Source organism: Streptomyces sp. NK08204, from assembly GCF_020400585.1.
GTDB lineage: Bacteria > Actinomycetota > Actinomycetes > Streptomycetales > Streptomycetaceae > Streptomyces.
The window spans coordinates 35,938-56,468 of the sequence record NZ_JAINVF010000018.1; the positions used below are offsets into that span (position 1 = coordinate 35,938).

General features: G+C 72.2%; 18 protein-coding genes. 8 read left to right on the plus strand and 10 right to left on the minus strand.

Annotated elements, in window-relative coordinates; genetic code table 11:
* Nucleotides 1-5 precede the first annotated feature (5 nt).
* The 3 genes from K7G59_RS24265 to K7G59_RS24275 are packed head-to-tail and all read right to left on the minus strand — an operon-like array spanning nt 6 to nt 3,732.
* On the minus strand, nt 6-1,751 hold the full coding sequence (locus K7G59_RS24265; protein WP_225837637.1) for an L-aspartate oxidase: 1,746 nt from the start codon (nt 1,749-1,751) through the stop codon (nt 6-8).
* Nucleotides 1,748-2,749 carry a pantoate--beta-alanine ligase gene (gene panC / locus K7G59_RS24270; protein ID WP_225837639.1) on the minus strand — a complete coding sequence of 334 codons (1,002 nt, stop codon included), beginning with the start codon at nt 2,747-2,749 and terminating at the stop codon, nt 1,748-1,750. The genes K7G59_RS24265 and panC overlap by 4 nt, the downstream gene beginning before the upstream one ends.
* Nucleotides 2,749-3,732 (minus strand): Rossmann-like and DUF2520 domain-containing protein, encoded by a 984-nt coding sequence (locus K7G59_RS24275; RefSeq protein WP_225837641.1) that lies wholly within the window; start codon nt 3,730-3,732, stop codon nt 2,749-2,751. Before K7G59_RS24275 ends, panC begins: the two co-directional genes overlap by 1 nt.
* A 195-nt stretch (nt 3,733-3,927) precedes the next feature.
* On the opposite strand from K7G59_RS24275, the gene K7G59_RS24280 reads away from it, so the two are divergent.
* Nucleotides 3,928-5,136, plus strand: coding sequence for a low specificity L-threonine aldolase (locus K7G59_RS24280; RefSeq protein ID WP_374114273.1), 1,209 nt, complete (start codon nt 3,928-3,930; stop codon nt 5,134-5,136).
* 257 nt (nt 5,137-5,393) lie between these two features.
* On the opposite strand, the gene K7G59_RS24285 is transcribed toward K7G59_RS24280, so the two are convergent.
* Together K7G59_RS24285 and K7G59_RS24290 are read right to left on the minus strand one after the other, a co-directional pair.
* Nucleotides 5,394-6,068 (minus strand): response regulator transcription factor, encoded by a 675-nt coding sequence (locus K7G59_RS24285; protein WP_225837643.1) that lies wholly within the window; start codon nt 6,066-6,068, stop codon nt 5,394-5,396.
* Nucleotides 6,069-6,140: 72 nt separating this feature from the next.
* Nucleotides 6,141-7,346, minus strand: coding sequence for a sensor histidine kinase (locus K7G59_RS24290; RefSeq protein ID WP_225837646.1), 1,206 nt, complete (start codon nt 7,344-7,346; stop codon nt 6,141-6,143).
* A gap of 184 nt (nt 7,347-7,530) precedes the next feature.
* Here K7G59_RS24290 and K7G59_RS24295 point away from each other — a divergent pair, with 184 nt between their 5' ends.
* On the plus strand, nt 7,531-8,538 hold the full coding sequence (locus tag K7G59_RS24295) for an SAM-dependent methyltransferase (RefSeq protein ID WP_225837785.1): 1,008 nt from the start codon (nt 7,531-7,533) through the stop codon (nt 8,536-8,538).
* Nucleotides 8,539-8,565: 27 nt separating this feature from the next.
* On the opposite strand, the gene K7G59_RS24300 is transcribed toward K7G59_RS24295, so the two are convergent.
* From K7G59_RS24300 to K7G59_RS24310, 3 genes are all read right to left on the minus strand, one after another.
* Nucleotides 8,566-9,717: an NADH-quinone oxidoreductase subunit D gene (locus K7G59_RS24300; protein ID WP_225837648.1), complete on the minus strand. Its 1,152-nt coding sequence runs from the start codon at nt 9,715-9,717 to the stop codon at nt 8,566-8,568.
* 159 nt (nt 9,718-9,876) lie between these two features.
* On the minus strand, nt 9,877-11,070 hold the full coding sequence (locus K7G59_RS24305) for a hypothetical protein (protein ID WP_225837650.1): 1,194 nt from the start codon (nt 11,068-11,070) through the stop codon (nt 9,877-9,879).
* Between the two features lie 95 nt (nt 11,071-11,165).
* A complete protein-coding gene (locus K7G59_RS24310; protein ID WP_225837651.1) occupies nt 11,166-12,293 on the minus strand; it encodes an esterase family protein in 1,128 nt (375 codons plus the stop codon).
* A 239-nt stretch (nt 12,294-12,532) separates the two neighbouring features.
* Here K7G59_RS24310 and K7G59_RS24315 point away from each other — a divergent pair, with 239 nt between their 5' ends.
* From K7G59_RS24315 to K7G59_RS24340, 6 genes are all read left to right on the plus strand, one after another.
* Entirely contained in the window at nt 12,533-14,347 is a 1,815-nt protein-coding gene (locus K7G59_RS24315; protein ID WP_225837653.1) for a phosphatidylglycerol lysyltransferase domain-containing protein, read from the plus strand.
* Between the two features lie 55 nt (nt 14,348-14,402).
* Entirely contained in the window at nt 14,403-15,326 is a 924-nt protein-coding gene (folP, locus tag K7G59_RS24320; RefSeq protein ID WP_225837656.1) for a dihydropteroate synthase, read from the plus strand.
* Nucleotides 15,323-15,862 carry a nuclear transport factor 2 family protein gene (locus K7G59_RS24325; protein WP_225837658.1) on the plus strand — a complete coding sequence of 180 codons (540 nt, stop codon included), beginning with the start codon at nt 15,323-15,325 and terminating at the stop codon, nt 15,860-15,862. Before folP ends, K7G59_RS24325 begins: the two co-directional genes overlap by 4 nt.
* Nucleotides 15,863-16,127: 265 nt before the next feature.
* The gene (gene folB, locus K7G59_RS24330; protein WP_225837660.1) at nt 16,128-16,487 is read left to right on the plus strand and encodes a dihydroneopterin aldolase; all 360 of its coding nucleotides are present in this window, start codon (nt 16,128-16,130) and stop codon (nt 16,485-16,487) included.
* Nucleotides 16,484-17,095: a 2-amino-4-hydroxy-6-hydroxymethyldihydropteridine diphosphokinase gene (gene folK, locus K7G59_RS24335; protein ID WP_225837662.1), complete on the plus strand. Its 612-nt coding sequence runs from the start codon at nt 16,484-16,486 to the stop codon at nt 17,093-17,095. Before folB ends, folK begins: the two co-directional genes overlap by 4 nt.
* 95 nt (nt 17,096-17,190) lie before the next feature.
* A complete protein-coding gene (locus K7G59_RS24340) occupies nt 17,191-17,679 on the plus strand; it encodes a DUF3180 domain-containing protein (RefSeq protein ID WP_225837664.1) in 489 nt (162 codons plus the stop codon).
* A gap of 22 nt (nt 17,680-17,701) precedes the next feature.
* Here K7G59_RS24340 and folE read toward each other — a convergent pair whose 3' ends face one another.
* Together folE and ftsH are read right to left on the minus strand one after the other, a co-directional pair.
* A complete protein-coding gene (gene folE, locus K7G59_RS24345; protein WP_225837667.1) occupies nt 17,702-18,307 on the minus strand; it encodes a GTP cyclohydrolase I FolE in 606 nt (201 codons plus the stop codon).
* 146 nt (nt 18,308-18,453) lie between these two features.
* Nucleotides 18,454-20,490, minus strand: coding sequence for an ATP-dependent zinc metalloprotease FtsH (gene ftsH, locus K7G59_RS24350; protein WP_225837787.1), 2,037 nt, complete (start codon nt 20,488-20,490; stop codon nt 18,454-18,456).
* Nucleotides 20,491-20,531: the final 41 nt, after the last annotated feature.

Here is a 20,531-nt window from a genome sequence, read left to right on the forward strand (position 1 = left end):
GTCTGTCACTGCTCCTGGGGGCGCTGGTGGATGGGGGTGCCCGCTGCCGCTCGGGGGACGGTAGGGGGGAATTCTGCGGTGTCCGTGGTGCGTACGGCCAGCGACCGGTCCGGATTCAGCCGTACGACGATGTGGCGCCGCCAGTCGTTGTCGTCGCGGTCGGCGCGGTCCTCGCGCCAGTGGCAGCCGCGGGTCTCCTCGCGCAGCCGGGCGGCGGCCACCAGGGCGCGGGCCACGCACAGGAGATTGGTGGCCTCCCAGGTGTCGACACCGGGCTCGGCGGTCTTGCCGTTCTCCTCCAGGGCGTCACGGGCCTCGGCGTGCAGCCGCTGGAGCTGGTCGGCGGCCTTCTGCAGCGACTCGGCCGAGCGCAGCACTCCGGCGCCGTCGGTCATGATCCGCTGGATGGCGAACCGGGCCTCGGGGGCGAGCAGCGGGTGCGCGGGCTTCTCCGGGTCGGGGACCGGCACCGGCACGCGCGCGTGCAGGCCGCTTTCCGCGTGGGTCGCGGCGATGTCGGCGGCGATGCGCTCGGCGTAGACCAGGCCCTCGAGGAGGGAGTTGGAGGCGAGCCGGTTGGCGCCGTGCACGCCGGTACAGGCCACCTCGCCGCACGCGTACAGACCGGGCACGGTGGTCCGGCCGTGGGCGTCGGTGCGCACGCCTCCGGAGGCGTAGTGGGCGGCCGGGGCGATCGGGATGGGCTCGGTGACCGGGTCGATGCCGTTGGCGCGGCAGGCGGCCAGGATGGTCGGGAAGCGGTGCTCCCACATCGTGGCCCCGAAGTGCCGGGCGTCGAGGAACATGTGCTCGGCGTCCTGCTCCAGCATCCGCCGCAGGATGCCCTTGGCGACGATGTCGCGCGGCGCCAGCTCCGCCAGCTCGTGCTGGCCCACCATGAAGCGCACGCCGTCGCCGTCGACCAGGTGGGCGCCCTCGCCGCGCACCGCCTCGGAGACGAGCGGCTGCTGGCCCTCCGCGTCGGTGCCGAGGTACAGCACGGTCGGGTGGAACTGGACGAACTCCAGGTCGCTGACCTCCGCGCCCGCGCGCAGCGCCAGCGCCACGCCGTCGCCGGTGGACACCGACGGGTTGGTGGTCGCCGAGAAGACCTGGCCCATGCCGCCGGTCGCGAGGACGACCGCGGGGGCGTGCACGGCGCCCACGCCGTCGTGCTGGCCCTCGCCCATCACGTGCAGGGTGACGCCGGCCGTGCGGCCGTCGGCATCGGTGAGCAGGTCCAGGACGAGCGCGTTCTCGATCGTGCGCAGCCCGCGCGCGTGTACGGCCTCCACGAGCGCCCGGGATACCTCCGCGCCGGTCGCGTCGCCGCCCGCGTGCGCGATCCGGCGGCGGTGGTGGCCGCCCTCACGGGTGAGGTGGATGTCGCCCTCGTCGTCGGTGTCGAAGTGGGCGCCGGTGGAGATCAGCCGCCGGACGGCGTCGGGACCCTCGGTGACGAGGATGCGCACGGCCTCCTCGTCGCACAGGCCCGCACCCGCCACCAGGGTGTCGGCCAGATGCTGCTCGGGGGTGTCGCCCTCGCCCAGGGCGGCGGCGATGCCGCCCTGCGCCCAGCGGGTGGAGCCGTCGTCCAGGCGGGCCTTGGTGACGACGACCGTCGTCAGGCCCGCGGCCTGGCAGCGCAGCGCCGCGGTGAGGCCGGCCACCCCGGAGCCGACGACGACCACGTCCGCGGAGATGGCCCAGCCGGGGGCGGGCGCGTGCAGTCGTATGCCTGTGCTGGTCACGAGGCGGCTCCGAGGGATCCGAAGGTGAGCGGGAGGTTGTCGATCAGCCGGGTCGCGCCGACCCGGGCGGCGACGGCGAGCACGGCCTCACCGGTGAAGTCGTCGCCGATCTCGGTGAAGTCGGACGGGTCGACCAGGGCGAGGTAGTCCAGCCGCAGCGGCGGGTCGAGGCGGGCGGCCTCGTCCAGTACCTGCCGGGCGGCGGCACGGACGGCCCCCGGGAAGCCCGGCGCCGAGGCGGCCACGGCATGCGCGTCGGCTGCCGCGCGGGACTCCCCTATGGCGCTCAGCGCCTCGGCACGCGCGCGCGTGGAGGGCACTTCGCGGGCCCGGGCCCGCAGTGCCTCCTGCGCGGCGTGCCGGTCGCGGCCGGCGAAGAGCGCGCGGGACAGGGCGAGCGCGGTACGGCGCTCGGCGGGTGACAGGTAGCGGTTGCGGCTGGAGAGGGCGAGCCCGTCCTCCTCGCGCACGGTCGGTACGGCGACGATCTCGACGCCGAAGTTCAGGTCCCGCACCATGCGCCGGATCAGGGCCAGCTGCTGGGCGTCCTTCTGCCCGTACAGGGCCACGTCGGGCCGGGTGAGGTGGAGCAGCTTGGCGACGACGGTGAGCATGCCGTCGAAGTGGCCGGGCCGCGAGGCACCTTCCAGGCGTTCGCCCATGGGGCCCGCGGTGATGCGCACCTGGGGTTCGCCGCCCGGGTAGACCTCGTCCACGGAGGGCGCGAACACGGCGTCGGCGCCGGACTGCTCGGCGATCTTCAGGTCGGCTTCGAGGGTGCGCGGGTAGCGGTCCAGGTCCTCGCCCGCGCCGAACTGCAGCGGGTTGACGAAGACCGTGACGACGACCTCGCCGTCCGGTCCGGCGATCTCGCGTGCGGTGCGGATCAGCGTGGCGTGGCCCTCGTGCAGGGCGCCCATGGTCATCACGACGGCACGGCGGCCGACGCGCACGCGCGTGTGCAGCTCTTCGGCGGTGCTGAGCAGGGCGGTGGTCATCAGGCGTTCCCCTCGGGGCCGTTCGTGCCGTCGGTGCCGTTCGTGCCGGGGCCCGGGCCGTAGCCGGGGCTCGCGCCGGCGCCGCCGTCGGCGAGCACGCCGAGCAGGTCCTCGGCGAGTTCCGGCTTCAGCAGGCCGTGCGCCAGGGCCCGGTCGGCGGTGGCGCGGGCCATCGCCAGATAGCCCGCGACGGTCTGCGGGGCGTGCTTGCTCAGCTCGGTGACGTGCGCGGCGACCGTACCGGCGTCCCCGCGCGCGACGGGTCCGGTCAGTGCCGCGTCGCCGGAGCGCAGCGCGTTGTCCAGAGCGGCGCCGAGCAGCGGGCCGAGCATCCGGTCGGGCGCCTCGACACCCGCCGTGCGCAGCAGCTCCATGGACTGGGCGACCAGGGTGACCAGGTGGTTGGCGCCGAGCGCGAGGGCCGCGTGGTACAGCGGGCGGTTCTCCTCGCTGATCCACTCGGGCTCCCCGCCCATCTCGATGACCAGGGCCTCGGCGGCCAGGCGCAGTTCCTCGGGCGCGGTGACCCCGAAGGAGCAGCCCGCCAGGCGCTGGATGTCCACGGGGGTGCCGGTGAAGGTCATCGCCGGGTGCAGGGCCAGCGGCAGCGCGCCCGCGCGCAGGGCCGGGTCGAGGACGCGGGCACCGTACCGGCCGGAGGTGTGCACGAGCAGCTGGCCCGGCCGTACGGCCCCGGTCTCGGCGAGCCCGGCGACGAGCCCCGGCAGGGTGTCGTCGGGGACGGTGAGCAGCACCAGGTCGGCACGTTGCAGGACCTCGGCGGGCGGCACGACCGGCACGTCGGGGAGCATGGTCTCGGCCCGCCTGCGGGAGGCGTCGGAGACGGCGGACACGGCCACCGGGCGGTGCCCTGCGAGCTGGAGGGACGCAGCCAGCGCGGGGCCCACGCGACCGGCGCCGACGACGCCGACGGTGAGCCGCGCGGGGCGGTCCTTGAGGTCTGGTTGGTGGACTGTACTCACGCGACGGTGGCCTTCCCGTTCCAGTCCGCTCTGGGTACCGGACGATTTCTCGTCATGTTAACGCTATCCGGTTCGGCGGCATTCGGCTGTCCACAGGCTGTGGGCTTCCCCACGTTCCCGCTCCCGGCCCGTCCAGGTGTACGCCGTGCGGAAAACCGGCTGCCCGCGCGGCGCCGGCACGGAAGGATCGCCGCCATGAGCGAGACGGACGAGGTCATGAGCGGCATGGGTGAACGGTGCGACGAGCAGCCGGCCGACGAGCGGTCGGCGCCGGAGCGGATGCGGGAGCGGCGCATGGCCGCCAACCGGGCGGCGCGGCGGGTCCTGTCGCACGCGTCCTGGCGGGATCCGCTCCGCGAACGGCTCGCGCAGCTGGTGGAGGCGGCACCCGAGGTGTACGACCTGGAGGAGCCGACGGACGTCTACGGCGACGGGATCGTGGCCTCCCTGGAGAAGCGGGTCGCCGCGCTGCTGGGCACGGAGGCCGCCGCGTTCTTCCCGACCGGCACGATGGCCCAGCAGGTGGCCCTGCGCTGCTGGGCGGCCCGCACCGGCGACCCCAGGGTGGCCCTGCACGCCCTCGCTCACCCCGAGGTGCATGAACGGCATGCGTTCAGCCAGGTCAGCGGCCTGCGCCCGGTCCGCGTGACCAGCGAGCCGAGGTTGCCCACGGCCGAGGAGATACGCGACTTCCCCGAGCCCTTCGGAACGCTGATGCTGGAACTGCCTCTGCGGGACGCCGGTTTCGTGCTGCCTTCCTGGGAGGAGCTGACCGAGGTCGTCGAGGCGGCGCGGGAGCGCGACGCGGTCGTGCACTTCGACGGCGCCCGGCTGTGGGAGAGCACGGACCACTTCGGCCGCTCCCTGGAGGAGATCGCGGGCCTGGCCGACAGCGTCTACGTGTCGTTCTACAAGTCCCTCGCCGGCTTCGGCGGCGCCGCGCTGGCCGGTCCGCGCACGCTGGTCGAGGAGGCGAAGACCTGGCGGCACCGGTACGGCGGCATGGTCTTCCAGCAGTTCCCGACGGCCCTGTCCGCGTTCGTCGGGCTGGAGCGTGAGCTGCCCCGGCTGCCTGAGTACGTGCGGCACGCGCGCGTGGTGGCCGCCGCGCTGCGCGAGGGGTTCGCGGAGGCCGGGCTGCCGTGGGCACGGGTGCACCCCGAGGTGCCGCACACCCACGAGTTCCAGCTCTGGCTGCCGTACGAGCCCGACGTGACGGCGGAGGCGGCCGTACGCCAGGCCGAGGAAACCTCGGTGATGCTCTTCCAGGACGCCTGGGACGGCAGGGGCCCCGGCATGGCCTGCACCGAGGTCACGGTCCGCGCGGCGGGCCTGGAGTGGACGGCCGACGAGGTCCGCGCAGCGGCCCGGGACTTCGCGAGCCGCCTGCCGAACCGGGGCTAGCCGACGCGGCAGGTGCGGCGCGCGGTGCCGCCGGTGACGCGCCTGCGGTGCAGCCGGTGGTGCGCCTGCGGTGCAGCCGGTGGTGCGCCTGCGGTGCAGCCGGTGGCAGGCGCGCGGCTCGCGCCGCTCGCAGGGCCGGTCCGGGCCGTGTCGCCCGGACCGGGCGGTGCGCGCTCGTCGCGTGGGGCCCGGAGGCGTCAGCGCTGAGCGGGCAGGGGCCGCGCGCCGTCGCCGGGCCGGAGGATGCGGGGCGCCGCTCAGACGGAGCCGCCGCCCGCCCGGACCAGGCCGGTCTCGTACGCCAGTACCACCACCTGCACCCGGTCCCGCAGGCCGAGCTTGGTGAGGATGCGGCCCACGTGGGTCTTCACGGTCGCCTCGGACAGCACCAGCCGGGCCGCGATCTCCCCGTTGGACAGGCCCTGCGCGACCAGCACCATCACCTCGCGCTCCCGCTCGGTGAGCCGCCCCAGCTCCTGGTGCTGGGGCTGACTGTTCGCGGAGGGCAGCATGGGGGCGAAACGATCCAGCAGCCGCCGGGTCGTGGAGGGCGCGACCACCGCGTCGCCGCTGTGCACCGCGCGGATGGCGGTCAGCAGCTCACCGGGCGGCACGTCCTTGAGCATGAACCCGGAGGCGCCCGCCTTCAGCCCGGAGAAGGCGTATTCGTCCAGGTCGAAGGTGGTCAGGATCAGTACCTTCGGCGGGTCGGGCTCGACGCAGATCCGCCGGGTGGCCTCCACACCGTCCAGCTTGGGCATGCGCACGTCCATCAGGACGACGTCGACAGCGGTGGAGCGCAGCACCTGGAGGGCCTCGACGCCGTCGCCCGCCTCCGCGACGACCTCCATGTCCGGCTGGGCGGCGAGCACCATCCGGAAACCGGTGCGCAGCAGCACCTGATCGTCGACGAGCATCACGCGGATCGTCATCGGGTCCTCTTCTGTTTCCGTTTGTTTTCGGTGTTTCCGGTCGTTTTGAACAGTGCGGGTCAGTGCCGGCGCTCAGCGCGCCGGTTTGAGCGGCAGCAGCACGCTGATGCGGAACCCTCCGCCCGGGCGCGGCCCGGCGTCCAGGGTGCCGCCGACCATGCCGACCCGCTCACGCATGCCGATCAGACCGTGTCCCTGCCCGTCGGCGCCGCCCTCCTCGTACATCTCGTGCGGGGCGCCCTTGCCGTCGTCCTCGACGAGCAGGCCCAGCCCGTCGTCGAAGTAGACCAGCCGGACGCTCGCGCCGGCGTTGGGCCCGCCGTGCTTGCGGGTGTTGGTCAGCGCCTCCTGCACGATCCGGTACGCGGTCAGCTCCACGCCGCTGGGCAGCGGGCGCGGGGTGCCCTCGACCTTGAAGTCGACGGGCAGGCCGGCGTCACGGCACTGCTCGACCAGATCCTCGATCTGCTCGACGTCGGGCTGCGGGACGTACTCCCCGCTCTCCTGGTGCTCCCCGGTGCGCAGCACGCCCAGCAGGCGGCGCATCTCGGCCAGGGCCTGGCGGCCGGTGGAGGAGATCGTCTCCAGGGCCTTCTTCGCCTGGTCGGGGGCGGCGTCGAGGACGTAGGCGGCGCCGTCGGCCTGCACCACCATGACCGACACGTTGTGCGCGACGACGTCGTGCAGCTCGCGCGCGATCCGGGCACGCTCAGCGGCGACGGCCACCTTGGCCTGCGCCTCGCGCTCCTTCTCCAGGCGGGCGGCGCGCTCCTCCAGCTGGGCGAAGTAGGCGCGCCGGGTGCGCATGGAGTCGCCGAGCACCCAGGCCAGCGCGAAGGGCACCGTCTGGAACACCGCGAGGGCGACATGCCCGAAGAAGCTGCTGTGCCCGGCCGGCCAGCGTATCTGTGCCACTGTCGCCGCCACGAGGCTGGCGGCGAGGGCGATCCGGGAGGCCCAGCGCGCGCCGACCGTGGCCACCGTGTAGGTGATCACCAGCATGGCGAAGTCGGCGACGGTCGTCTCGACATCGACGATCAGCTGGGCCAGTCCGGTCCCGAGGGCGAGCAGCAGCATCGGCTCCGGGAACCGGCGGCGCAGCGCGACGACCAGGCACAGCACCGCGGACACGGACAGTCCGGAGGCGATCGTGCCGTGATGATCGGGCATCCCGTTCATATTGACCACGCTCACGCCGGACAGCCCGAACAGGACGACGGCCCAAGCGGTGTCGACCCAGGTCGGGTGGCGGCGGAGGAAGTCATAGAGGCGCTGCACGCAACCCAGCGTAGGGAAACCCGCAGGGTGCGGGGGTCAACCGGAGGGTCGATCCACGTCCGGCACGCATACTCCGCAAGGTGGAGGAGTTGATCATCTGTGCGCCTAGTCTGGCCCGGTGACGGACGAGACGGCAGGGAAAACGGAACCCGTCCCCGAGGGCGCCCGGGGCTGGCGGGCGGCGATGCGGGAGGCGCTGTACGGGCCCAGTGGCTTCTACCGGCTCCCGGAGGGCCCGGCCGGCCATTTCCGTACGTCTGTGCACGCGTCACCGCTGTTCGCGCGGGCGGTGGCCGGGTTGCTGTGCCGGGTCGACGAGGCGCTCGGGCGGCCCGCGGCGCTGGACTTCGTCGACATGGGGGCCGGACGGGGGGAACTGGTGACCGGAGTGCTCGCCGCCCTGCCGGCCGCGGTGGCCGCCCGCACCCGCGGGTGTGCCGTCGAGATCGCCGACCGCCCGGCGGTCCTGGACGAGCGGATCACCTGGCTGAGCGAACCGCCGGAGGCGGTCACCGGGCTGCTGTTCGCCAACGAGTGGCTGGACAACGTACCCGTGGACGTCGCCGAAGTGGACGCAGCGGGCGTGCCCCGGCTGGTGCTCGTCGCGGACGACGGCACCGAGCGGCTCGGCGAGGCGGTGACCGGCCCGGACGCGGACTGGCTGGCACGCTGGTGGCCGCTGCCCGCGCGGGAGGGACTGCGGGCGGAGGTCGGCCTGCCCCGGGACCTGGCGTGGGCTTCCGCGGTGGACCGGGTGGCGCGGGGGCTCGCGGTGGCCGTCGACTACGCGCACACCCTCGACGCGCGCCCCCCGTTCGGCACGCTCACCGGCTTCCGGGAGGGCCGCGGGACGGCGCCCGTGCCGGACGGGTCGTGCGACATCACGGCGCACGTGGCACTGGACGCGTGCGCGGCGGCGTCCACGGCGTACGCGCTCCCCGGTGCCACGCCTATGGCCTCAGCCCCGGCGCGTACGCTCTCGGCCGCGCGCCTGCTCACGCAACGCGACGCCCTGCGCGCTCTCGGCGTAACCGGCGCACGCCCCCCGCTCGCGCTGGCTTCCACGGACCCCTCGGCGTATGTGCGCGCTCTCGCGGGCGCCGGTGAGGCTGCCGAACTCACCGCACCGGGCGGCCTCGGCGACTTCGGCTGGCTGCTCCAGCCGGTGGGAATTCCGGACCCGCTCGCCTGAGAGGCCGGCAGTCGGCGCAGGGGCCGCCTACTTGTCGATGTCCCCGACCACGAAGAACATCGACCCCAGGATCGCCACCATGTCCGCCACCAGCGTGCCCGGCAGCAGTTCCGTCAGCGCCTGGATGTTGTTGTACGACGCCGAGCGCAGCTTCAGCCGGTACGGCGTCTTCTCGCCCTTGCTCACGAGGTAGTAGCCGTTGATGCCGAGCGGGTTCTCGGTCCACGCGTACGTGTGGCCCTCCGGGGCCTTCAGCACCTTCGGCAGCCGCTGGTTGATCGGACCGGGCGGCAGCTCGGCGAACCGGTCCAGGCAGGCGTCGGCCAGGTCCAGCGCGTTGTGGGTCTGCTCCAGGAGGCACTCGAAGCGGGCGAGGCAGTCCCCCTCACCGCGGGTGACGACCTTCAGGGTGTCCTGCAGCTCGCCGTAGGCCAGGTAGGGCTCGTCGCGGCGCAGGTCGAAGTCGACGCCCGAGGCGCGCGCGATGGGTCCGCTCACACCGTAGGCGTGCACGGCCTGCGCGGTGAGCGCCCCCACACCCCGCGTACGCCCCCGGAAGATCTCGTTGCCGAGCACCAGGTCGTCGAAGACGTCCATGCGCGAGCGCACGGCGGCGACGGCGGCACGCGCGCGTGCGGTCCAGCCGGCCGGCAGGTCCTCCTTGAGGCCACCGACGCGGTTGAACATGTAGTGCATGCGCCCGCCGGAGACCTCCTCCATGACGTTCTGGAGCACCTCGCGCTCCCGGAACGCGTAGAAGACCGGGGTGATACCGCCCAGCTCCAGCGGATACGAACCGAGGAACATCAGGTGGTTGAGCACCCGGTTCAGCTCGGCGAGCAGCGTGCGCGTCCACACCGCGCGCTCCGGCACCTCCATGCCGAGCATCCGCTCCACGGCGAGGACCACGCCCAGCTCGTTCGAGAACGCCGACAGCCAGTCGTGGCGGTTGGCGAGCATGATGATCTGCCGGTAGTCGCGCGCCTCGAAAAGCTTCTCCGCGCCCCGGTGCATATAGCCGATCACCGGCTCCGCGTGCCGGATGCGCTCCCCGTCCAGCACCAGCCTGAGCCGCAGCACGCCGTGCGTGGACGGGTGCTGAGGGCCGATGTTGAGCACCATGTCGGTGCTCTCGGCGGCACCGCCGATCCCGATCGTGGTCTCGGTCGTAGCAGTCATGGACCCAGTTTCCCCTACGTACGCCGACCCCATGGAGACGGGGAGCCCCCCAGGAGGGGCCGCTGGACGACATGAGCCCGGCTCACCCCTCGGGGTGAGCCGGGCTCGGTGTCGTATCCGCCGGATCCACGTCGTGTCCGGCGGGGGCGCCCGCCGGTCTCAGGAAGCCGCGCTGCGCAGCCCCTGGACGTCGATCTGCTCGGTCTCGTCGTGCGTGGTCAGATCGATGACCTGGCCCACGTGCTCCGCAGGGTCGCGGTCGCCGGCCGGCTTGAACGCGGCCTCGGTCTCGGCCTTGTGCAGCGCGAGCGCCTCCTGGCCGACGACGTCGGCGAGGTCCTCGTTCTGCACGGAGTCCAGCGCGGCGGACGAGGTGTGCTTCTGGGTCCCGAAGAAGTCGAACCCGCCCTGGACCACCGGGCGCCGCGCGGACACGGCCGGGACCACGGCCACGGCGGCCGGCACCATGAACTGCCCGGCGGGCTGCTGCCCCGCGGGCAACTCGGGCCGGACCGGCGCCGTCGGGGCGGCGGCCTCGCGCGCGTGCGCCTCGGCCGCCTCGGACTGCCCCTGCGCCTCCTCCTCCCGGGCAGGCTGCGCACCGGCCAGGGCACGCGGCGCCTCGGTCCTGTCCATCACACCGGCCGCGGCGCGCTCTCCTCCGGCCCCTTTGGCGGCAGGCCCCGCGGGTCCCAGAGCCTTCGGCCCGGCGCCGCCGTCGCGGTCGAGGCGGCCCAGCGCCGACAGGGCCCGCTGGTACAGCCGGGCGCCCTCGGGCGAGAACACGGCGGCCGTCTTCGGGACCTCGGTGCCGGACGCCTCCGCGTCCGCACCGGGCTTCGCAGGCTCCGGCTCGGCGCTGCGCGCGGGCGGCAACGCGGGCGCGGACGAGGGTGCCGCCGACTCGACCTCCAGCAGCCGGCGTCCCTCCAGGGCGCTCGCGCGCTCGGTCTCCGCGGTGGCGTAGCGGCGCAGCAGGGCCGCGTGTTCGTTGCGCAGGCCTGCCAGCTCGGCCCGCTTGGCGCGCAGCCGCTGCTCCAGACGGGCGCGCAGTTCGCGCGACTCCTCCAGGTCGGTCTCCAGTTCGGCGACCCGTTCCTCGTACCGCCACTCGTCGCCGGCACGCGCGCGCACGAGGTCGGCGACCTGCTTGCCCGCATGAGCGTCCCAGCGGCGCATCACGACCGCGCCGACGGCCGCCGTGGCCGCCGCGGCGGCGGCCAGCGCGCGCAACACCGTGGCCTCGGAGAACACCCAGGGACCCAGCGCGCAGACGACGGAGACACCGGCGATCGCCGACGGCGGCAACAGCCGGTGCAGAGGCGGGGAATGGCGGTGGCGTCCACGTGGCATGGCCAGAAACTTACCGGGTGCAGGCGAATCGCGGACCCCCGCCCCGTAAAAACGCAGCGACACCGCGGGCTTTCCCGGGTACGGCGGCCTCGGCCTCAGCGATCGGTCAGCCGTCCGCTCAGCCACTGCAGCGTCGCCGGGATCTCCCGGCGCCAGGTGTTGAAGTTGTGCCCGCCGCTGGCCAGGATGATCGACGAGATGCGGGTCAGGTTCGTGGCCTGCACACGCTGGACGAACTTGAGGGTGTTCTTGTAGTCGTGCTCGCCGATCCTGCTGCTGGTGACGAGCAGTGAGGTGTCGGGCGCCGGCTCGTGGTTGAGCAGCCAGAACAGGTTGGAACGGTTGCGCAGGGCCTTGTCGCCACGGAAGAGATCGCCGGTCGTGGGGTCGATCGGCGCGTTGTAGTACGGCGACAGGCCCGCACCTGCCGCGTACACCTTCGGGTGGTGCATGGCGAGCTTCAGCGCGCAGTAGCCGCCGGTGGAGTCGCCGAGGATGCCCCAGCTCTCCGGCCGCTTGCCCACCCGGTAGTGGGCGTCGACCGCCTCGGGCAGATCCTTGGCGAAGAAGGACTCCGTCTGCGGTCCGCCCGGAATGTCCACGCACTCCGTGTCGCGCGGCGGGGCCAGCGTCGGCCGCATCATCACCAGGACCATCGGCTGCATCCGCCCGTCCTTGGCCAGCTCCTGCGCCGTGTGCGGGTAGTTCAGCTTGTTCACCAGCGCCTGCGCCGTACCCGGGTAGCCGGTCAGCACCACGGCCGCCGGGAACGTTCGTGTGCGGTACTGGGGCTGGAAGTACTCCGGCGGCAGGTAGACGAAGGCCGGGGTGGCGATGTGGGTCGTGCGGCCCACGATGTCGACCTTCTGGATCTGCCCGGCCGTCTCGGGCCGGCCCCCGCCCGTCCCCGGCACCTCCGAGGTGGAGACCACCTGGAGCGGGCCGCCGGTGCTGCCGTTGGCCGAGTGGTCGACGACCACGCCCTGGTCGGTCTCCTGCCCGAAAAGGTCCGCCCAACTGGCATAGAAACCGAACGACTGGTTGACGGCGATTCCCAGGGAGGCGCAGAGCGCCAGCTGGGTCGCGAACAGCAGGCCGATGCGGCCACTGACGGTCCGCCAGTTCTGGCGTGCCAGCCGCGGCCAGAGCCACACGGTGCCGATGAACAGCACCGCCGCGAAGAGAATCGCCAGCCCCAGCAGTTTGTTGCTCGTGAGACCCATCGGCTGCTTCCTGTCTGCGCTTCCTGTCCGCGCGTACTCCCGTGACCGCCCGACGTTCGTTGCGAGAGCTTGCCCGGGGCTTTCCTTGGCCTTTGACCCGACTTTCCGCAGGGGAGTGAACCTCTCCCTCCGAGACACCGTCCTAGAGGGCGCAATGTCGCCGGATGCCCCGATCGGCACCGGGTTCAAGGTCTCTCGCAGAACTACGGGATGCGATGTCTGTCAGGATAGATGGGGAAATGTCGGGCGGGGTTCCGGGCCGATCAAGCCGGGCGCGGCGCGTACTGCGCGGCCCGCGCCCCGAGGCCGTCCCCACCGTGATCGGCAGGGCGTGCGCCCTTGTGGGCGTCCTGGACATTGCCGCGGGTGTGTTCCCGGAGTTCCGTCACAGCCGTATGCACGCCCTGGCCGAAGTGCTGCCGGGCTCCTTCGGTCCCTTCGCCGCGGCGCTCTCGCTCAGCGCCGGTGTGCTGTTGCTGCTGCTCGCGCACGGGCTCAGGCGGCGCAAGCGCCGGGCGTGGCGCGCCGCGGTCGCGCTGCTGCCGGCGGGCGCGGCGGCCCAGTTCGCGTACCGGCACTCGCTCATCGGCGTGCTCATCGCGGTGGCCCTCCTCGCACCCCTGCTGCGCCACCGCCACGAGTTCGCGGCGCTGCCCGATCCGCGCAGCCGGTGGCGCGCGCTCGCGAACTTCATCCTCATGAGTGCCGGTTCCCTGGCCCTCGGACTGGTCATCGTCAGCGTCCACCCCGACCGGGAGATCGGTGACCCGAGCCTGGCCGACCGGCTGACGCACGTGCTGTACGGCCTGTTCGGCTTCGAAGGTCCCGTCGACTACTCCGGCAACACGTCCTGGACGGTCGCCTTCTCCCTCGGCGCCCTCGGCTGGCTCACCGCGGTCACCACCATCTACCTGGCCTTCCGCCCCGAACACCCGGCCGCCCGGCTCACCGAGGAGGACGAGAGCAGACTGCGCGCCCTGCTCGCCAAACACGGCGGCCGTGACTCCCTCGGCCACTTCGCGCTGCGCCGCGACAAGGCGGTCGTCTTCTCGCCCAGCGGCAAGGCCGCCGTCACCTACCGCGTGGTCTCCGGTGTGATGCTCGCCAGTGGCGACCCGATCGGCGACGTCGAGGCCTGGCCGGGCGCCATCGAACGCTTCATGGACGAGGCCAGGGCACACTCCTGGACCCCCGCGGTCATGGGCTGCTCGGAGACCGGCGGCGAGGTGTGGACCCGCGAAACCGGCCTCGACGCCCTCGAACTGGGCGACGAGGCGGTGGTGGACGTCGCGGATTTCTCGCTCGCCGGACGCGCGATGCGCAACGTGCGCCAGATGGTCAAGCGCATCGAGCGGGCCGGCTACGAGACCCGGGTACGGCGCGTTCGTGACCTCGGCGCAACCGAGTTGGAGCGGATCCGGCGGGCGGCGGAGGACTGGCGCGGCACCGACACCGAGCGCGGCTTCTCCATGGCGCTCGGCCGTATCGGCGACCCCGCCGACGGCGACTGTCTGATCGCCACCGCCCACAAGCAGGACGAGGAACCCGGCGAGTACGGCGACCTGAAGGCGATCCTGCACTTCGTGCCCTGGGGCACCGACGGCGTCTCCCTGGACCTCATGCGCCGCGACCGCGGCGCCGACCCCGGCATGAACGAACTGCTGATCGTCGCCGCCCTGCAGGCCGCCCCGAAGTTCGGCATCACCCGGATCTCGCTCAACTTCGCGATGTTCCGCTCGGCCCTCGCCCGCGGGGAGAAGATCGGCGCCGGCCCGGTGCTGCGCGCCTGGCGCGGACTGCTGGTGTTCCTCTCACGGTGGTTCCAGATCGAGTCGCTGTACAAGTTCAACGCCAAGTTCCAGCCGCGCTGGGAACCGCGCTTCGTGGTCTACCGCGCCTCCGCCGACCTGCCACGCATCGGCTTCGCCGCCATGCAGGCCGAGGGCTTCGTCGACCTCGCCCTCCCGCTCCCGCGCTTCCTGCGGCGGCGCAGGGCAGCCGCCGAGCGCCCCTGCACGCACACGCTGACGGAGGGGGACGTCCGGGCCGCCTGAGCCGCGCGGCATCCGCAGCGCGTTCGCGGCCCCCTCCTGGGCCTACGCTGAACGTATGAACAACCTCAGCGGGCGCGGCCACGTGGCGGGCCTTCCGGCATGGGACCGGTGCGCGGTCATGGGTGTCGTCAACGTGACCCCCGACTCCTTCTCCGACGGTGGCCGCTGGTTCGACACGACCACCGCCGTCAAACACGGGCTCGACCTGGTCGCCCAGGGCGCCGACCTGGTCGACGTCGGCGGTGAGTCCACCCGCCCCGGCGCCACCCGTGTCGACGAGGACGAGGAACTGCGGCGTGTGATCCCCGTCATCCGCGGCCTGGCCGCCGAAGGCGTCGTCGTCTCCGTCGACACCGTGCGCGCCTCGGTCGCCGAGCAGTCCCTCGCGGCCGGCGCCGCCCTCGTCAACGACGTCAGCGGCGGCCTCGCCGACCCCGCGATGATCCCGGTGGTCGCCGACGCCGGCGCCCCCTTCGTCGTCATGCACTGGCGCGGCTTCCTGGAGGGCGGCAACGTCAGGGGCGTCTACGAGGACGTCGTCACCGAGGTCGTGGACGAGCTGCGCGCGCGTGTGGAGGCCGTACTGGAAGGCGGCATCGCTCCCGAGCGCCTCGTCGTCGACCCCGGCCTGGGCTTCTCCAAGGAGGCAGAGCACGATCTCGCCCTGCTCGCCCACCTCGACCGTCTGCACGCCCTCGGCCGCCCCCTGTTGGTCGCCGCCTCCCGCAAGCGCTTCCTCGGCCGTGTCCTCGCCGGCCCCGAGGGCGCGCCCCCGCCGGCCCGGGAACGCGACGCCGCCACGGCCGCCGTCTCCGCGCTGGCGGCGCAGGCCGGCGCGTGGGCGGTGCGCGTGCACGAGGTCCGCGCCACCGCGGACGCCGTGCGGGTTGCGCGGGCCGTGGAAGGGGCGCGTACCGCTGCGGGAGGGGAGCGTGACGAGTCGGGTACGGCCGGAGGCGCGCCGGAAGGAGCCCGGTGAGCGCCCCCCACACCGACGTCGAACAAGTAGAGGCAGCCAACACCGCCTTCTACGAGGCGATGGAACGCGGCGACTTCGAAGAACTGTCCTCGCTCTGGCTCACCCCGTCCGACCTGGGCGTCGACGAGGAGTACCACGACCCGGCGGACACCGGCGTGGTCTCCTGCGTGCACCCCGGCTGGCCGGTGCTCACCGGCCGCGGCGAGGTTCTCCGGTCGTACGCGCTGATCATGGCGAACACCGACTACATCCAGTTCTTCCTCACCGACGTCCACGTCTCCGTCACCGGCGATACCGCCCTCGTGACCTGCACCGAGAACATCCTCAGCGGGGGCCCGGCCCCCGAGGACGGCGCGGAACTCGGCCCCCTGGTCGGCCAGCTCGTCGTCGCCACGAACGTGTTCCGGCGCACACCCTCCGGCTGGAAGATGTGGTCGCACCACGCCTCGCCCGTCCTGGCGGAGACCAACGAAAGCGACGAAGACGACCAGAACGGCACGAACGGCATACATCCGGACGGAAACCCCCTCGCCTGACCGGGCGGACCCCCACCGGGCAGGACGGGGACGGGGCCCGTCGCACGAAGTGGTTGGAATCACGGCCCTCGGGGTAGGAGCGGCTACCAGCCCATGACACGGCCCGGCTCGCCAGGGGAAACGGGCGGTGAACCCTTCCGGCTCCACGCCGGGCCCGCGCCCCCGTGGCCCGGCCGTGTCAGCGCCCGCAGGTAGATTCGTCTGAGGCCGGTGTGCCGCCCGCACGCGGCACTGGCCGTTCCCGACGATTGCAGGAGTGATTCGCGTGGATCGTGTCGCGCTGCGCGGCCTGAAGGCCCGCGGGCACCACGGTGTGTTCCCCAAGGAGCGCGAGGAGGGCCAGACGTTCATCGTCGACCTCGTCCTTGGCCTCGACACCCGACCGGCCGCTGCCGACGACGACCTGGCGAAGACCGTGCACTACGGCATCGTCGCCGAGGAGGTCGTGGCCGTGGTCGAGGGTGAACCGGTGAACCTCATCGAGACGCTCGCCGAACGCATCGCACAGACCTGCCTCAAGCACGAAGGGGTCCGGGAGGTCGAGGTCTGCGTCCACAAGCCGGACGCCCCCATCACCGTCCCCTTCGACGATGTGACCGTCACCATCACCCGGAGCCGAGTATGACCCGACCTTTCGCACAGGGTCAGAGCGACCCGACCGTACAGCCGGTGCCCGCCTCGGTCGTCGAGCGGGTCGACGCCGCCGACACGACCCTCCAGAACCCGAAATGGGCCGTGATCTCCCTCGGCTCGAACCTCGGCAACCGCCTGGAGACGCTCCAGGGAGCCGTCGACGCCCTGGAGGACACCCCGGGCGTCCGCGTGAAGGCCGTCTCCCCGGTGTACGAGACCGAGCCGTGGGGCGTGGAGCCGGGCAGCCAGCCGTCGTACTACAACGCGGTCGTGGTCCTGAAGACCACGCTCCCCCCGTCCTCTCTCCTGGAGCGGGCGCACGCCGTCGAGGAGGCGTTCAACCGCGTCCGCGACGAGCGCTGGGGCCCGCGCACCCTCGACGTCGACATCGTCTCCTATGCCGACGTCACCTCCGACGACCCGCACCTCACCCTCCCCCACCCGCGCGCCCACGAACGCGCCTTCGTGCTGGCGCCCTGGCACGACGTGGACCCGCAGGCCCAGCTGCCCGGCCGCGGAACGGTGGCCGAACTGCTCTCCGCCGTCACCCGCGACGGCGTCGAACCCCGCGGGGATCTGGAACTCCGACTGCCCGAGTAGTCGTTAAGGTCAAGACGGTCAAGACGACCGACAGGCCGAGACGACCCCGGGTCCGGCACAGTCCGGGAGCGTTCCGGGGAAGCTGAAGGGACACCGTGAGAGAGCTGCGCATCAGGGTGCTGGTCGGCGTGTTCGTCGTGGCCGGCGTCCTGTCCTGGGCGGGCGCCCGTCTGTGGAACTCGGTCGGGACACTGCCGAGCGTCCCCCTGGCCGCCCCCGTCGTCCTGGCCCTGATCGCCGCGGTCCTTCTCTCGACGGCGCTCTCGCTGCGCGCCCGTCTCAAGGCCCAGCGCGAGCGCCGCCCCGGCGCAAAGGGTGTCGACCCGCTGATGGCCGCCCGCGCGGTCGTCTTCGGTCAGGCCAGCGCTCTGGTCGCCGCCCTCGTCGCCGGCATGTACGGCGGCACCGGGGTCTTCCTCCTGGAACTCCTCGACATCCCCGCCCGCCGCGACCAGGCCATCTACGCAGGCTTCTCGGTCCTGTCCGGCCTCGCCGTGATAGCGGCAGCCCTGTTCCTGGAACGAGTCTGCAAACTCCCCGAGGACGACGACCAGAACCACCAGGGCGCGGAGCCGGTGGCCTGACCGCCGACCTTCCAGGGGTCGTTCAGCGGGCCATGATGAGGCTCATCGCCTCGTTCCGCGTAGCCGCGTCCCTCAGCTGTCCGCGCACCGCCGACGTTATGGTCTTCGCGCCGGGCTTGCGGATACCGCGCATGGACATGCACATGTGCTCGCACTGGACGACCACGATGACGCCCCGCGGCTCCAGGATCTCCATCAAGGAGTCCGCGATCTGCGTGGTGAGACGCTCCTGCACCTGGGGACGGCGCGCGTAGACGTCCACGAGACGGGCCAGCTTGGACAGCCCGGTGATCTTCCCCGCCTCGGACGGGATGTAGCCGACGTGGGCGACACCGCGGAACGGCACCAGATGATGCTCACAGGTGCTGTAGACCTCGATGTCCTTCACCAGCACCATCTCGTCGTGGCCGAGGTCGAAGGTCGTCGTCAGGACGTCCTCGGGCTGCTGCCACAGGCCGGCGAAGATCTCCTTGTACGCCCGCGCCACCCGCGCCGGCGTCTCCCGGAGGCCCTCGCGGTCCGGGTCCTCGCCGACCGCGATCAGCAGCTCGCGCACGGCGTTCTCGGCGCGCTTCTCGTCGAACTCGCCGATCGGGCCCTCGCCGTCCAGCGTCACGGGGTCGGTCATCTGGTTCCTCGTTCCTCTGCCTTGCGCGCGTGCGGCCACGGCGTCTCGCGGCCACGGCGTCTCGTGTGCGGACATACGAATGCCGCGCCCCCAGGCTAGAACCCGGGGGACGCGGCATTCATTCCGGTCCGGTTGGCCGGAACCCGTCAGGGCTCCGTGCGGTCCTCGGGGGACTCCGTCACCGGGGCGGACTCCATGGCCGTGGACTTGGCCGTGCTGATCGCCGCCGTCGCGCCGTTCGCGCCGTTGGTCAGTGCCAGCTCCTTCGGGGAGAGCACCGGCGGACGGGTGGACGGGGTGCGGCGGGAGGAGCCGGTCCAGGCGGGCCGCGGCGGGCGCTTGACGATGGGGGCGAAGATCTCGGCGATCTCCTCCTTGCCCAGGGTCTCCTTCTCCAGCAGCTGGAGAACGAGGTTGTCGAGCACGTCGCGGTTCTCGACCAGGATCTCCCAGGCCTCGTTGTGCGCGGTCTCGATGAGCTTCTTGACCTCTTCGTCGACCAGCGCGGCGACCTCTTCCGAGTAGTCGCGCTGGTGAGCCATCTCACGGCCGAGGAAGGGCTCGCTGTTGTCGCTGCCGAACTTGATCGCACCGAGCCGCTCGGTCATGCCGTACTGCGTGACCATCGCGCGGGCCAGGTTGGTGGCCTTCTCGATGTCGTTGGCGGCGCCGGTGGTCGGGTCGTGGAAGACCAGTTCCTCGGCCGCGCGACCGCCCAGCATGTAGGCGAGCTGGTCGAGCATCTCGTTGCGCGTGGTCGAGTACTTGTCCTCGTCGGGCAGGACCATCGTGTAGCCGAGGGCCCGGCCGCGGGACAGGATCGTGATCTTGTGGACCGGGTCGGAGTTCGGCGAGGCCGCCGCGACCAGGGCGTGGCCGCCCTCGTGGTACGCGGTGATCTTCTTCTCCTTGTCCGACATGATCCGGGTCCGCTTCTGCGGGCCCGCGACCACGCGGTCGATCGCCTCGTCCAGCGCCTTGTTGTCGATCAGCTTCTGGTCGCTGCGGGCCGTCAGCAGGGCGGCCTCGTTGAGCACGTTGGCCAGGTCCGCACCCGTCATGCCCGGGGTGCGCCGGGCCACGGCGGCCAGGTCGACGTCCGGCTGGACCGGCTTGCCCTTCTGGTGGACCTTGAGGATCTCCAGACGGCCCTGCAGGTCCGGCGGGTCGACGGCGATCTGCCGGTCGAAGCGGCCGGGGCGCAGCAGCGCCGGGTCGAGGATGTCGGGACGGTTGGTGGCGGCGATCAGGATCACGCCGCCCTTGACGTCGAAGCCGTCCATCTCGACGAGCAGCTGGTTCAGGGTCTGCTCGCGCTCGTCGTGACCACCGCCGAGGCCGGCGCCGCGGTGGCGGCCGACCGCGTCGATCTCGTCCACGAAGACGATCGCCGGGGCGTTCGCCTTGGCCTGCTCGAACAGGTCACGGACACGGGAGGCACCGACACCGACGAACATCTCGACGAAGTCCGAGCCGGAGATCGAGTAGAAGGGGACCCCTGCCTCGCCGGCCACGGCGCGCGCGAGGAGCGTCTTGCCGGTACCGGGGCGGCCGTAGAGCAGCACACCCTTGGGGATCTTGGCGCCGACGGCCTGGAACTTGGCCGGCTCCTGCAGGAACTCCTTGATCTCCTGGAGTTCCTCGACGGCCTCGTCGCAGCCGGCGACGTCGGCGAAGGTCGTCTTCGGGGTGTCCTTGGTGATGAGCTTGGCCTTGGACTTGCCGAAGTTCATGACCCGGGAGCCGCCGCCCTGCATCTGGTTCATCAGGAACAGGAAAACGACCACGATCAGAACGAAGGGGAGCAGGGAGAGCAGGACGCCGACGAACGGGTTCTGCTTGGACGGCGAAACCGTGTAGCCGTCCGGAATCTGCTTGTCCTGGTATTTGGTCTGCAGCGTGCCGGCGAGCGTCACGCCCTGGTCGCCGATGTAGCTCGCCTGGATCTTCGAGCTGCCCTCGACCTTGTAACCGTCCTTGAGCGTGACCTTGATGCTCTGCTCGTCACCGGTGGTGAGCTTGGCCGAATCGACCTTGTTGGCGTTGATCGCCGCCACGACCTGGCCGGTGTCCACCGTCTTGTAGCCGCCGGACGAGCCGACGACCTGCATCAACACGACCACGGCAAGGACGGCCAGCACGATCCACATGACCGGCCCACGGAAGTATCGCTTCACGTCCATCCATACGGAGCGGTGCCGCCCCGTCCCTCCTGCCATAGTGA